The organism is Kribbella monticola (assembly GCF_003261635.1).
GTDB lineage: Bacteria > Actinomycetota > Actinomycetes > Propionibacteriales > Kribbellaceae > Kribbella > Kribbella monticola.
The window spans coordinates 220,741-235,294 of the sequence record NZ_QFXK01000031.1 but is presented as its reverse complement, the minus strand read 5'-3'; the positions used below and the strand labels follow the sequence as shown (position 1 = coordinate 235,294).

The 14,554-nt window shown below is 67.3% G+C and carries 9 protein-coding genes; 7 read left to right on the top strand and 2 right to left on the bottom strand.

The features are described 5' to 3' along the window. Positions 1-13 precede the first annotated feature (13 nt). The 6 genes from DIZ26_RS20465 to DIZ26_RS20435 all read left to right on the top strand — a co-directional run bounded on the left by DIZ26_RS20465 (position 14) and on the right by DIZ26_RS20435 (position 9,391). Positions 14-1,303 (top strand): ABC transporter substrate-binding protein, encoded by a 1,290-nt coding sequence (locus DIZ26_RS20465; protein WP_112243842.1) that lies wholly within the window; start codon positions 14-16, stop codon positions 1,301-1,303. Beyond that, the gene (locus tag DIZ26_RS20460; RefSeq protein WP_232828479.1) at positions 1,300-2,271 is read left to right on the top strand and encodes a carbohydrate ABC transporter permease; all 972 of its coding nucleotides are present in this window, start codon (positions 1,300-1,302) and stop codon (positions 2,269-2,271) included. The genes DIZ26_RS20465 and DIZ26_RS20460 overlap by 4 nt, the downstream gene beginning before the upstream one ends. Next, positions 2,268-3,092, top strand: coding sequence for a carbohydrate ABC transporter permease (locus tag DIZ26_RS20455; protein ID WP_112243840.1), 825 nt, complete (start codon positions 2,268-2,270; stop codon positions 3,090-3,092). The genes DIZ26_RS20460 and DIZ26_RS20455 overlap by 4 nt, the downstream gene beginning before the upstream one ends. After that, positions 3,089-5,125: an alpha-galactosidase gene (locus DIZ26_RS20450; RefSeq protein ID WP_198676188.1), complete on the top strand. Its 2,037-nt coding sequence runs from the start codon at positions 3,089-3,091 to the stop codon at positions 5,123-5,125. Before DIZ26_RS20455 ends, DIZ26_RS20450 begins: the two co-directional genes overlap by 4 nt. A 35-nt stretch (positions 5,126-5,160) precedes the next feature. Next, a complete protein-coding gene (locus DIZ26_RS20440) occupies positions 5,161-7,659 on the top strand; it encodes an NPCBM/NEW2 domain-containing protein (protein WP_198676187.1) in 2,499 nt (832 codons plus the stop codon). A 148-nt stretch (positions 7,660-7,807) separates the two neighbouring features. After that, positions 7,808-9,391 carry an FG-GAP-like repeat-containing protein gene (locus DIZ26_RS20435; protein ID WP_112243836.1) on the top strand — a complete coding sequence of 528 codons (1,584 nt, stop codon included), beginning with the start codon at positions 7,808-7,810 and terminating at the stop codon, positions 9,389-9,391. 55 nt (positions 9,392-9,446) lie between these two features. Here the strand turns inward: DIZ26_RS20435 and DIZ26_RS20430 are convergent, their stop codons facing one another. After that, positions 9,447-10,418 (bottom strand): questin oxidase family protein, encoded by a 972-nt coding sequence (locus DIZ26_RS20430; RefSeq protein WP_112243834.1) that lies wholly within the window; start codon positions 10,416-10,418, stop codon positions 9,447-9,449. 191 nt (positions 10,419-10,609) lie between these two features. Between DIZ26_RS20430 and DIZ26_RS20425 the strand changes: the two genes are divergently transcribed. Beyond that, positions 10,610-13,636: a BTAD domain-containing putative transcriptional regulator gene (locus DIZ26_RS20425; protein WP_112243833.1), complete on the top strand. Its 3,027-nt coding sequence runs from the start codon at positions 10,610-10,612 to the stop codon at positions 13,634-13,636. Positions 13,637-13,702: 66 nt separating this feature from the next. Here the strand turns inward: DIZ26_RS20425 and DIZ26_RS20420 are convergent, their stop codons facing one another. Further along, complete coding sequence (locus tag DIZ26_RS20420; protein WP_112243831.1) at positions 13,703-14,491, bottom strand: alpha/beta fold hydrolase; 789 nt, start codon at positions 14,489-14,491, stop codon at positions 13,703-13,705. Positions 14,492-14,554: the final 63 nt, after the last annotated feature.

Sequence of the window (14,554 nt, the reverse complement as noted above, 5' to 3'; positions counted from 1 at the left end):
CAGGAGTACGGGCATGGCAGGTCTGGCAGCTGATCGGCGCACGTTCCTCAAGGGGCTCGGGATGCTCGGGGCCGCGGCCCTGGTCCCGGGCTGCGCGACCTCGACCACCAACAGCAACAGCAGCGGCAGTAGCGGGAGCGCGAGCGGTGAGCTGTCGCTACAGTCCAATCTCTCCGCGGAGCAGGCGAAAGCCGCGATGGAGAAGCTGGTCGAGGCCTATGGCAAGACCGGCGGCAAGGTGAAGCTGAACACCGTCGCCGCGGAGATCTTCCGCACCCAGCTGCCGACGTACCTGACCTCGGCCAACCCGCCGGACGTCTACACCTGGTACGCCGGCTCGGTGGCGAACTCGTACGCCAAGAAGGACCTGCTGCTGGACGTGAGCAGCGTGTGGGACGGGATGCAGAACTACCCGGAGTCGATGCAGAAGCTGTCCACCGGCGAGAACGGGCAGAAGATCTTCGTGCCGACCAACTACTACTGGTGGGGCATGTTCTACCGCAAGTCGAACTTCGCCAAGTGGGGCGTCACGCCGCCGAAGACCTGGGCGGAGTTCCTCGCCGTCTGCAAGACGATTCAGAGCAAGGGCGTGCCGCCGATCGGCATCGGTCTGGGCGACACCCCGTGGGTCGCGTCGGCCTGGTTCGACTACTTGAACATCCGGATCAACGGCGCGCCGTTTCACCGCCAGTTGCTGGCCGGCGAGGGCCGCTTCGACGACCCGAAGGTCAAGGCGGTCTTCACCAAGTGGAAGGAGGCCTTGCCGTACTTCGATCCGAAGGGCAAGTCGTTCCCGTTCCAGGAGGCGACGTCGGCCCTGCTCGGTGGCAAGACCGGCATGTTCCTGATCGGCACCTTCTTCGCCGACTCCGCGCCCAAGGACGCGCTCGACGACATCGACTTCTTCCAGTTCCCGATCATCGACCCGTCGGTCCCGGTCGCCGAGGAGGCGCCGACCGACGGCTTCTTCGCCAGCAAGAAGGCGAAGGACCCCGAGGCGGTGAAGAAGTTCCTGGCCTGGGTCGCCACCGCCGAGGCGCAGGAGATCTACGTCAAGAACTCCTCCGGCACGGTGATCCCGGCGAACCCGGATGGCAAGGCCGCCGACACGCCGCTGGTCCGTAAGGGCAAAGCCATGGTTCAAGACGCGAAGGAACTCACCCAGTTCTTCAACCGCGACTCCAGCGACGCCCTCCAGCCCACCGCCGACGCCGCCCTCACCAAGTTCCTCGACAAGCCTGACCAGATCGACCAGATCCTGAAGGACTGGCAAGCAGCGGCCGAGAAAGTGTTCAAGGCGTGACAGCGACCTCGATCGAGTCCTTGCCTGAGACGGCGCCCGGGAAGTCGTCTCGGTCGGGCGGCCGCGGGCGGCCCGGGTGGTCCGGGCGGCAGCCGCGGAGTCGGTTGCACCGGATCTCGCCGTTGATTCTGGCGTTCGTGTTCGTGCCGTTCGCGATCGAGGCCGTGTGGGTGTTCTGGCCTGCGCTGCAAGGGTTCTGGTTGGCGTTGACCAACTGGGACGGGCTGACCGCACCCAAGTTCGTTGGCTTCGGCAACTTCCACGACATGGTCTCGGATCCGATCTTCCGCACCGCGCTGAAGAACACGGCGATCTGGCTGGTGCTGTTCGGTGGCCTCAGTGTGATCGGCGGCTTCGGGATGGCACTGCTGTTGCAGAAGGAGCGCCGCGGCGTCGGCATCTACCGCGCAGCCTTGTTCACCCCGGTTGTCTTCTCGCTGGTTGTCACCGCGCTGATCTGGCGCGTCTTCTACCAGCCCGACGGTCTGGTCGATTCCGTACTCCGTGGTGTCGGCCTCGGCAACCTCGTCCGGCCCTGGCTCGCGGACCCCGACACCGCCTTGTACGCCGTGATCCTGCCCGCGTTGTGGCGCCAGATCGGTTACGTGATGGTCCTCTACCTGGCCGGCCTGAAGGCAGTCGACCCCGCTCTCTACGAGGCGGCAAGAGTGGACGGCGCCTCGGCGTGGCAACGGACTCGCTACGTGACGATCCCGCAGCTCAAGGGCGTCAACTCGGTCGTGTTGTCGGTGATCGTCATCGACTCGCTCAGATCGTTCGACATCGTCTGGTCGATGACGAAGGGCGGTCCGTACCACTCCTCCGAGCTGCTCAGCACCTACATGTACTCGACTGCCTTCCAATCCACCCAGCTGGGCTACGCCTCCGCGATCGCCGTGGTGATCTTCCTGCTCGCCCTCGCGGTCATCCTCGGCTACCTGATCCGTGCCTTCCGGGAGGAGACATGACGAACCGGTTCAAGACTTCCGGCTATCACCTGGCGATGGGGCTGGTCTCGTTCCTGTGGATCGCGCCGATCCTGTGGGTGGTGGTGATCTCGTTCCGCAGCTTCGACGACGTCGCGGCGAACGGACTGGGTTCTCTGCCGCACTCGTTCACCTTCTCGACGTACAAGTCGGCGTGGCAGGACGCGGACGAATTCAGGGCTTTGATCAACTCGTTGCTGGTGACGATTCCGGCAGTGCTGTTGAGCCTCGGGTTCGCGGCGACCGCGGCGTACGGGCTGGCCCGGTACAACATCCCGTTCCGGCGGACCGTGTTGTTGCTGATGTTGATGGGCAACCTGTTGCCGCCGCAGATCCTGCTGATCCCGATCTCGCGATTCGTCGAGCTGACCGGGTACTACGACACGCTGTACGCGCTGATCGCCGTGCATGTCGGCTTCGGGCTCGGGTTCTACACCTTCGTGCTGCACGGCTTCATGCGTGATCTGCCGCGGGAGATCCAGGAGGCGGCCACGATCGACGGGGCCGGGCCGGGCAAGATCTTCGGCAGCGTCATCCTGCCGCTGACCCGGCCGGCACTCGCCGCTCTCGGCGCCTTGTCGTTCACCTGGATCTTCAACGACCTGCTCTGGTCGATCACGGTCATCCGGTCGGGCGAGAAGATGCCGGTGACACCCGCGCTGCTCGGGCTGCAAGGACTTTTCGTGTCATCTTGGAACGTGATTGCCGCAGGCACCGTTATTGCGGCCGTACCGACTCTTGTCGTCTTCTTGAAGTTCCAGAAGCACTTCGTGTCGGGACTGGCGATCGGAGCCGTCAAGTGACTCAGTGGACGTTGCGCGGGGCAACAACGCCGTACGTGGTCGAGGTCCCGGAGCACGGGCAGTGGGCGAGATTGGTTGCCTGGGGCCCGCATGCGATGGCCGACGGCCCGTCGACGGTGGCTCCGACCGGAACGGTCCACTTCCTCCCGGCTGCCGATGTGGAGCCGTTGGAGTACGCCGTACGTGGCGTCCGGTATGCCGCTCCTGCCGAGTTGGTGGTGAGCGGGCCGGACGGGAACGACGAATGCCGGCCGGTCTTCATGGCGGACGCGCAAGATGGTGATCACCTGGAGCTGACGTTCCTCGACGAACTGCGGTCGTTGAGGCTCGTCCTGCACTATCGGATGCCTGCAGAGCTCGATGTCGTCGAGCGGTGGGTATCGGTGCACAACGACGGGTCTGCCGACTTCACCTTGCATCACCACGATTCGGCCGGCTTTGTCGTCCCAACCATCGGCGGCGCTTGCCTGCGCTACCTGTGGGGCGAATGGAACAGCGAGTTCCAGCAGGCGGCGATCACCCTGGCTCGTGGCCGATTCACCATAGACAGCCGGCAAGGCATCACCGGCCACTCGTACTCACCCTTCCTGTCCGTCGCCGATGCCGACGACCCGGCCGGTACTACGTGGGGCGTGCAGCTCGCGTGGTCGGGTTCGTGGCAGCTGAGCGCGGATGTCGACACCACCGGGCAGACCCGGATCCAGGCAGGCCGAGTGCCGTCTTCACTCGGCCTGCTGGTGGCCCCTGGATCGTCCTGGGTCTCCCCGGTGGCAGTCGGCGCATGCAGTACCGAAGGACCTGATGGGCTCGCGCGGGCGTTCCACGCGTATCAGCGGACTTTCGCGCGTAAGCGGACGTTGTCGCACGCGGTCGCGCCGAAGGTTGTCTACAACTCTTGGTTTGCGACGGAGTTCGATGTGCGGGCGGATCACCAGCTCGAGCTCGCCCGGCGCGCGGTGCGGGCCGGCGTCGAGACGTTCGTCGTCGACGACGGCTGGTTCACCGGGCGGAACGACGACACCGCCGGGCTGGGGGACTGGGAGGTCGACCCGGTCGCCTTTCCCCAAGGACTCAATGCTTTCATCGAAGACCTGAAGGAAGTGGGGCTCAGCTTCGGCCTGTGGGTGGAACCCGAGTCGGTAAGCCCGGGGTCCGAGCTCGCGGCCAAGCATCCGGAGTGGATTCTGCGGACTACCGGGCGCGAACCGCTGCTCATTCGCAACCAGTTACTCCTGGATCTCAGCCGGGACGATGTCGCGGAGTGGATCTGGGAGACGCTCGATCGGCTTCTGTCGTCGTACGAGATCAGCTATCTCAAGTGGGATGCCAACCGGCCGCGGTTGGACAGTGGGGTGCATCGCGATCTCGACGGACAGGTCGTGGCGAATCTGTACGAGATCCTCGACCGGATCCGGGCGAACCATCCGGGTGTCCTCGTCGAGGGGTGCGCCGGTGGTGGCGGCCGGGTCGACCTCGGGATGGCGGCGTGTGTGGACACGCTGTGGCCGAGCGACAACACAGCACCGCTCGATCGGCTGAAGATCCAGCGGGGCTTTCTCACTGGTTACTCACCTCATCTGATGAGCTCTTGGGTGACCGATGCCGAAGGCACTCATGACGGTCGCGACCGGTCGCTGGACTTCAGGTTCCACGTGGCGATGGCCGGCAACCTCGGGATCGGCGCCGACCTGTCGAAGTGGTCCGACGATCAGCTGGCCGCTGCGGGTCGCCACGTGGCGCAGTACAAGGACATTCGCGATGTTGTCGCCAACGGCTTGGTTCATCCCTTGGCCGAAGGTGTGCAGTATGTCGGCGCGGACCGGTCCGTGGTGTTCCTCTGGGACACCGGTGACGGGAACGTCCGCGGCACGTTGCCGACGAGACCACGCCGGATTCCGCTGGTGCAGCTGGATCCCACGAAGTTCTACCGGGTGGGCGACGAGGTCCACCCGGGCAGCTACCTACTACAGGTCGGCGTCCGCTGGGACGGCACGACCGATTCGACCTGCCTGGTCGTCGAAGCCCTCGACTGACCTCCGTCCATTTCAAGGCAGCAAAGGAACAAGACGTGAAGAAACCCTCCGCCGTACTCGGCGGGGTGATCGCGGCCGTCCTGGTGACGGCCACGCTCGCCCCCGCCGCAACCCCCGCCCACGCGGCCCCCGCCGCAACCCCCGCCCACGCAGCCCCCGCCGCAACCCCCGCCCACGCGGCCCCCGCCGCAACCCCCGCCCACGCAGCCCCCGCCGCAACCCCCGCCCACGCAGCCCCCGCCGCAACCCCCGCCAACGCGGCCACCCCCGCCAACGCGGCCACCGCCGCAACCCTCGCCAAGGCGGTCCGCGCCGGCGCAACCTCCGCCTCCTCAAGCACCGCCTCCTCAACCTCCACTACCTCAGGCACCGCCTCCTCGGGCGCAGGCACATCAGGCGCCGCCATCGCAAGCACCACCGCAACCTCCAGCACCGCCATCTCCCGCACGGGCGGCTCCAGCACCGGCACCGGCAGCTCAGGCGCCGCCATCTCAAGCACCACCGCCACCACCGCCACCGGCGCCTCAGGGGGCGTCAGCGCCACCTCTGCCGTCGGGTCGTCGGGTGCGCAGGTGCTTAGTCCTGCGCCTTATATGGGGTGGAACACCTATTACGGGCTTGGTGGGGACTTCAGTGAGGCGACGATTCGGTCGGTTGCGGACTCGATGGTGAATCGCGGGCTCAAGAAGGCCGGGTACGACATCGTGTGGCTCGACGGCGGTTGGCAGGCCGATGAGTCGCGGAGCGCGGCGGGCGACCTGCAGCCCAATCCGGCCAAGTTCCCGAACGGACTGAAACCGCTCGTCGACTACATCCACAGTTTGGGTCTGAAGGCGGGGATCTATACCGACGCGGGACCTTATATCCCCGGGCGTTGCGGTCTCGGCAGCGGCGGCTACTACCAGCGTGACGCGGATCAGTTCGCGGCCTGGGGCTTCGACGCCGTCAAGGTCGACTACCTCTGCGGCATTGCGGCCGACCTCGACCCGAAGACGGTCTTCACCGAGTTCGCCCACGCCCTGCGCAACAACGCGAGTCATCGCCCGATGATTTTCAACCTGTGCAACCCGGTGACCTCGCCGGACTGGGGTAACTACCCCGAGTCGCAGCAGTCGACGTTCTCCTGGTCCTACGCGCCGGCGATCGCGCAGTCCTGGCGGACCTACACCGATGTCGGGTTCCAGGGCGACATCAAGTTCAAGGACGTCCTGCGCAACTACGATGCGAACGCAAGGCACCCGGAGGTCGTGAAGCCGGGCGCGTTCGGCGACCCGGACTACCTGGCTCCCGAGCTCGGCATGTCCGACGAAGAGTTCCGGACGCAGCTGACCCTCTGGTCCGTGGCAGCCGCTCCGCTGGTTGTCGGCAGCGACATCCGCAAGCTCAGCGCCACCACGATCGGCATGCTCACCGACCCCGATGTCGTCGGTATCAACCAGGACCCGGCCGCGGTCCAGGCCGTTCGCGTCGGAGCCGCTGGTACTACGGAGACGTGGGTGAAGCGCCTCGCCGACGGTGGCCGAGCCGTCGTTCTGCTCAACCGCGGCGACAGCGCCAACACCCTTACCACCACAGCGAAAGCCGTCGGCCTAAGCGGCGCACGCTTCACCTTGAAGAACGCCTGGACCAATGCGGTCACAGAGAGCGCCGGCACGATCAGCGCGGCGGTTCCGGCTCACGGTACTGCGCTGTTCCGGGTCGCTCCGGCGACCGGCCTCCCGGGTATCCCGCACGTGACCGCAGGGATCCCGCAGGTGACCAAGGTCGGCACCGACGCGCAGCCGGATGGTGTCGCGCCGGTAGTTGCCGGCGGCGACGAACTCACCGCCCAGGTTGTCGTCCGCAACGACGGCCTCCTGCCGATCATGGGCCCGGTCGTCACGCTGGTCGGCGAAGCGGGCTGGACCGTGAAGTCGTTGACCACGGCACCGGCAATCCTTGCCTCAGGCAAGCAGGCTGCGTTCGCCTTCACGGTGAAGCTCGCGGCCGATGCGACGCCTGGTAATGCAACGCTGACGGCCAGTACGACGTACGAGGCGATCGGGTTCGGGAAGCAGCGGCAGACGACGGTTTCGCCGATCGTGGTCGCGCCGGTTCCGCCGACCGGTACGGGCGCGCTGTCTCATCACCAGTGGATCGTTGCGACGAGCGGCTGGATGTCACCGACGGTCGATCAGAGTGTGGGTGGCGGTTCACCGATCAGCCTGGTCGGTCAGACCTATCCGACCGGGATCGGCGTCGCGTCGCCGTCCACCGTGCGGTACTACCTGGGCAAGGCCTGCAGCAGGTTGACCGCGACGGTCGGCATCGACGACGCAGTACGGAATGTCGGTCCGGAGGGTGGTACGTCGACGTTCCAGGTGGTCGGGGACGGCAGGGTGCTGTTCGACAGCGGGGTCGTAGATCGTGACCACCCGAAGCCGGTCGACGTCGACCTCACCGGCGTCCGCGTCCTCGACCTACTGGTCGGCGATGCCGGCGACGGCGGCTACAACGACCGTGCCGACTGGGCGGCCCCGACAGCCACCTGCTGACAGGCCCGGCCTGAACAAGCGGCTCCGACAGCCACTTGCTGACAGGCTCGGCCTGAACAATTAGATGAGGGGCAGACCGTTTTCGGTCTGCCCCTCGGGTGTGTTTGGGTGGGGTCGATCATCCGCCCGGAGTGTTGTGAGGAACCGCATGAAACGCAAGCAGTGGAAGCTCGGAACCGCCGCGGTGGTGGCTGCCGGTCTGGTCGTCGGTGGGGTGGTGCACGCGGCGACCGCGGACACCGCGAAGCCCGGCGCCCAGCAGTTGCCCCCGGCCACCGGTTCGGTTGCCCTGAGCACCGCTGAGCTCACCGCCGGCACGGGGCGCGTCGACGACGGTGTCGGCGCCGTAGCTGACCCCGGTGCCGCTTCGCCGCTCGCCGCCACCGGTGCGGTGCGTCCCGGTGGCGCGGTGCAGCCGAGGTCGGCCGCTTCGGTCGCCAGAGCGGTCGCCGCCGCGCCGACGTCGGGGAAGCTGTCCATCAAGGCCGTCTACCAGAGCACGAACTACAACTGCGTGCCGGCGTCGAGCGCCATCAGCCTCGGCACGTTCGGCGTCAGCGTCACCCAGGAGACGCTGGCCAAGAAGATGGGCACGACGACCTCCGGGACGTGGGACAAGACCGCCCTGCCGGTCATCAACGGCTACATCAATCCGCTCGGGTACTCGGTCTGGGACACCGACACCACCACCAGCGCGACCAACCTGCTGAACTGGGCGGCGTACGACATCGGCACGCTGAAGCGCGCGCCGAAGATCGGCGTCTGGATGGAGAAGCTGCCCTGGAACAAGGGGCTGAGCGGCCACTTCGGGCACGCCATCCTGATCTACGGCTACGACCTGACCGCCAAGACGCTGACGGTCTGGGATCCGTGGAAGTCGACCGGCGGCACGTACACGCTGACCGCCGCCGCACTGAACGCGACGATGCAGACCGGCGGACTCTCGTATTTGGCCGGTCACTCCGACGCCGACCTGACCAACGCCGGAGACCTCAGCGGCGACAAGCTCAATGACATGGTCGCGGTGCACCGGCCGACCGGCACCCTCTACCGGTACACCAACAACGGCGCCGGCGCGTTCGAGGGCGGCAGCAATGCTGTGAAGCTCGGCACCGGCTGGAACGGGTACACCGAGCTGACGGGAGTCGGCGATCTCACCGGAGACGGCGTCGCGGACCTGGCGGCGATCGAGAAGTCGACGGGCAAGCTCTGGCTGTACCGCGGCCCGGGTCTGTCCGCCACCACCCGGCTGTTGATCGGCACCGGCGGCTGGAACGGGATGCGCGATCTGATGGGCATCGGCAACGTCACCGGCGACGCCCACCCCGACCTGGTCGCGATCGAGAAGTCGACCGGCAAGCTCTGGGTGTACCCGGGTAAGGCGAATGGGCTCGGTACCCGCAAGCAGATCGGCACCAGCTGGACCAGCATGACGAAGCTGGCCGCTGTCGGCGATCTGTCCCGCGACGGCAAGCCGGACTTCGTCGCGGTCGACTCGACCGGGAAGCTCTGGCTGTACAAAGGCCTCACCTTCGCCGGCGGCACCAGCCGGGTCCAGATCGGCACCGGCTGGAACGGGATGCGTTCGCTGACCGGGGTCGGCGACCTGAACGGCGACAAGATCCCCGACCTGATCGCGGTCGCGAACACCGGTGGCGACATGTACCTGTACCCCGGCAAGGCCAACGGTCTGGGCACCCGCACGAAGCAGGGCAGCGGCTGGAACGGCTGAAACACCCGCTGGGTGGTGGTCGGTGACTTCGCGGGAACACCGACCACCACTACTGCTATTTGATCAGATCTCCGACCCGTTGGGCAGCCGCCAGGACCTCCGAATCGCCGCCGTGGGCATATGCGTCGAGGGCGGTGTCCGCGAACTTGATCACGTGCTCGTCGGAATGCTTCAGCGCGTAACTCATCAACTCGTCTGCGTGGACACTGCCCGCGGGTAGTTCGTCCCGTGGCAGCGGCTGCGCGGGCGCATACGCGGCCGTGATCGCAGCACTGGCCGCCCATACCGACGACAGGCTTGGCGCCCACAGTGACTGCGGCAGCGCGGGGAGTGTGTGCAGTACTGCGTTGGGCGCGGTCGCCGTGTGCACCAAGAGCACCGGGCTGCCGTGCCCGTGCGTGAGGTAGCGCGTCGCGGCCCCGGCGACGAGGTCGGCCAGTTGGCGCTCGACGTCGGCCGGGCTGGTCGGCGTACGGAGGGATCGCAGCGAGGCCGGCCAGGTTGGCAGCTCGGCGAGCTGGCCGAAGCGGACTGCCACGGTTCCCTGCTGGGACGGGATTCGCGGGATGGCGTCGAGCGCCTCGTTGACTCCGAGCGTGCCATCAGCGCGTCGATGACGACCGGCCGATGCATCATCGGCGCCCGGAACACCGCGCATCCGAGCTGCCCAGAACGCGAGGCCATGGGCCAGTTCGGTCACGGCGGCCGGGCTCTCGTCGCCGCGGAGCAGGGTCCGTACTGCGTGACTGACGCGGATCACCCCGTGCGTCGCGCCCGCCACGATGCCCGGCAGCAGGCGCGGCCACCAGGTGACGAGCACCTCGCGCCAGGAGTGCTCCTGCAATTGCTCGACGAAGTACGCCGTCCAGTCTCCGATGCGGCGGCCGTCTCCGAGCGCGTCTTGCCAACTGTCGTCGGTGATGCGGTCGCTCACCGACGGGAGCTCGCTGAGCTTGCCGACGTACGCGTCGATCCAGCGATGGACGTCGGCCGCGAGACCACGTCGTACCAGGACCTCGACGGCCATCGGGCCGTGGTTGGTGAGCGTGTTCTCGCCCCACTCCGGCCCGGTCCGCGCGAACCGTTCGTATGCCTCGTCCAGAATCCGTCGCCCATGCGCGCAGTGTGCCGAGCTCGCCTGTAGATCCGCTGTGGAACGAGCTGTGGAGCTAGGAGATCCACCGCGTCCGAGACCTACAGTGCCCTAGTCTCGGCGTCATGCGGTTCGGCGTGCTGGGGCCGGTGGCGGTCTGGACGGAGGACGGGGAGCCGGTGCGGATCCCCGAGCGGAAGGTGCGCGCCCTGCTGGCCGAGCTGCTCGTGTCCGAAGGGCGAGTGGTTCCGTCCGCGCGGTTGATCGCTGATCTCTGGCCGGATCGGATGCCGCGGGATCCTGCCAACGCGTTGCAGCTGCGGGTTTCACAACTGCGCCGGGCACTCGATGCCGCCGAGCCGGGTGCTCGGGCCCTGGTGGTCTCGCAGTCGCCGGGGTACCGGCTCGATGCGGTCACCGACGTCGCCGAGTTCCGGTCATTGGTCGAAGCATCGGGCGAGTTCCGGTTCCGTGCCGGGCGATTGAGCAAGGCGCTCGCGCTGTGGCGCGGTACGCCGTACGCCGATTTCTCGGCCGAGCCGTTCGTGCGCGCGGCCGTCGATCGCCTGGAGGAGGAGCGGCTCACTGCGGTCGAGTCGCTGGCCGAGCTCCGGTTGGAGCTGGGAGAGCACGCCGAGCTGATCGGGGAACTGGGTGATCTGGTCCGGCGGCATCCACTGCGGCTGCGCTTGCGGGCGGCGTACCTGAAGGCGCTGTATCGAACCGGACGGCACAGCGAGGCGCTCGACAGCTACCGCAGGTTGCGCGAACGACTCAAGGAAGGGCTGGGGCTGGAACCGTCTGCGGAGTTGATGGAGCTGCAGCAGGCGATCCTGCGGCAGGACCCTTGTTTGGATGTGCCGCCGGTCCGGCGACGCTCGAATCTGCCGGCGCCCGTGACGGACCTGATCGGCCGGGAGCAGTTGCTGCCTGAGCTGGCGGGAACATTGAAGACCAACCGATTGGTGACCCTGACCGGTCCGGGTGGCGTCGGCAAGTCCCGGCTTGCGATCGAGGCGGCGCGCCAGGTCGCCGGCGATTTCGCGGACGGTGTCTGGCTGGTCGAACTTGCTGCTCTGGAGCGCGTCGACGGCGGTGCAACTGTTGCGGCGGACGTGGTCGAGGCTGTTGCTGCGGCGGTGGGCGTGCGGGACCATCAGGTGATGGATGCCTTGAGCAACCAGTCGGTCTTACTGATCCTCGATAACTGTGAGCATCTTGTCGGTCCTGTGGCCGAGCTGGTCGGCGAATTGTTGCGTAAGGCCCCTGAACTGCGAGTGCTGGTGACGAGCCAGGAGCCGCTCGCTGTCGACGGCGAGCATCTGGTCGTGGTTCCGGCGCTTACCGCCGAGGCCGCGGCCGAGCTGTTCGTACTACGGGCGTCGGCGGCCGGCGGTGTGGTGGAGAAGGGCTCCGCCGTCGCCGCGATCTGCGACCGACTGGACAGACTGCCGCTCGCACTCGAGTTGGCCGCGACCCGGGTCAGGTCGCTCGGCGTCGCGGAACTGTCGGCGCGGCTCGACGATCGGTTCAAGGTGCTGGAGTCCGGACGACGAGATGGTCCCCGGCGGCATCAGACGCTGCGCGCGATGGTCGCCTGGAGTTGGGAACTCCTGAGCGAACCGGAGCAGCTGGCGTTGCGCCGGCTGTCCGTCCACGCGGACAGTTGCACGCTGGAGGGCGCCGCAGCGGTTGGCGCCGGAGCTGAGTTGCTCGGCCGACTGGTGGACCGCTCGCTGGTGACCGTGCTCGACGGTCCGCGGTACCGGTTGCCCGAATCCATCAAGCTGTACGCCGGGGAGCGCCTTCGGGAAGCCGGTGAGGCGGAGGAGATCGAGCGCCGGGCGATCGACTGGTACACCCGCTTCGCGATCGAGGCCGAGCCGAAGTTGTACGGGCACGACCAGCGCGACTGGCTGGCCCGGCTCGACGCGGAGACCGGCAACCTGCGCGCAGTACTGGATGCGGCGGTCGGGCTCGGGGACGGGGAGTCGGCGCTTCGATTGGTGGATGCGCTTGCTTGGTACTGGTTCCTGCGCGGGCGCATCGGCGAAGCGGAGCGTGCTTTCGCTGCTGCTCTGGGAGTTTCTGCGACCGGTGATGAGGGCCTTAGGCAACGGGTTGTCGGTTGGCAGGCGGGCATCCGGTTGCTGGGTGACGACTCGGCGCGTGCGGCGGCGGCTCGGACGTTGCTGGGTGCTGACAGGCGGATTCGAGCGCACTGGTTCTTGGGGTTCGCCCATCGTGGGGGAGCGGTGGCGGCGACTGTGGAGGTCGTCGACGCGGCGCTCGCGGAGTACGAGTCGACGGGAGACAAGTGGGGGATCGCGGCGGCGCTGAGCGTGCGCGCGACGCTCGGGCGGGCTCGTGGAGAGTTGGTCGAGGCTCGGAGGGATGCGGCGCGGAGCGAGGAGATCTTCCGTCGGCTGGGCGATCGCTGGGGACAGCTGAAGGCGACGAACAGCCTGGCCGAACTCGCTGAGATCTCGGGCGACTACGAGCGAGCAGCCGAATTGCATCGCGACGGCGTACGGATGGCCGAAGAGCTCGGACTCTGGGGTGAAGCATCGTTGCGGTTGTCAGGACTGGGTCGAATCGCCCTGCTGAAAAGGGATTTCGGGGCGGCTGAGGAGTTTCACACCCAGGCGATGAAGCTGGCCGCCGAGCAGGGGAACAAGCCGGCTGAGGAGTTCGCCGAGCTCGGACTCGGGCTGGGCGCCCGTCGGCAGGGCAAACTCGACGTCGCCGAGCACCACTTTCGCCGCTGGCTCGACTGGCTTCGCCAGCTCGACTCGCAGCCCGGCGTCCCCCTGGTGCTCGCCGAGCTGGGCTTCATCGCCGAGCTGCGCGGTGAGGCCGATGCTGCTTTGGCCTTGCATACCGAGGGTCTGGCGGCAGCCGAGGCGGTTGGTGATCCACGGGCGCTCGCTCTTGCGTACGAAGGCCTCGCCGGCGCCCACTCACTCACCGTTGCCTCCGCCGACCGAGCGGCACGCTACCTGGGCCGCGCAGCCCAGCTGCGCGCAGATGTCGGCGCGCCACTCCCTCCGGCTGAGCGCGCCGACGTAGACCGCATCACCAGCCGCCTCATCGAGACCCTCGGCAACGCCACCTTCACCGCCGAATACACCCGCGGCCGCACGACGCTCTGACCGCAGCAATCGGTGTGGATAGGTGGCGGTGCGGACGGCGGCTCCGAGACGTCGACGGCCAGATCGTCAGCTGTCGGCGGGCAGGTCGAAGTGGGGTGGGCGGCGAATACCGGCGATGGTGGGGATCGGCTCCTTGGTGAGGAAGTCGAGGACGATCCGGTTCACCAGGTCGGGCTTCTCCTGGGTGAGGAAGTGCGAGGTGCCCGGTACGACGGCGAACTCGGCACCCGGGATCGCGTCGTACATCTCCACCGCATGCGCGAGCGTCACCAGGTCGTCGTCGGAGAACATCACCAGCGTGCGCGCCGTGATCACACCGAGCTCGGACGCCTGCAGATTCGGTTCCTTCGCGGCCATCTCGCCGATCTTGGTCGCGACCACCTTGAAGTGCTCCTCCCCGTCCGGCGAAACCTCGCCGTACGCCGGGCCGAGGAACTGTGCGATCTGGTCGACGTCCCACTCCATCTCCGGACCGGCCTCGCCGGACTTGTTGAAGCCGCCGCTGATCAGCACCAGCCGCTTGACCAGCTCGGGCCGCTGCATCGCGATCAGCATGGCGATGAACGCGCCGTCGCTGTGCCCGACCAGATCGGCCGGCTCGCCCACGACCGTCTCGAGGAACGCGATCGTGTCGTCGGCCATCAACTGGTAGTTGATCGGCCCCTCGACATCCGGCGTGTGCCCGTGGCCGCGGCGCTCCGGGGTGTAGACGTGGAAGTGCTCGGCCAGCGGACCGATGTTCGCCGCGAAGAACCTGGCGTCCACCAGCCCACCGTGCATCAACACGAGCGGCGTGCCCTCGCCGACCTCGTCGTACCACGTCTTCACGGCACCCAGCTGGACGTACTCACCCATGATTCGGAAACCCCTCGTTCTCGTCTGTAGCGCGCAAGCTATCGCACGTCGGGTCTGTGCGCG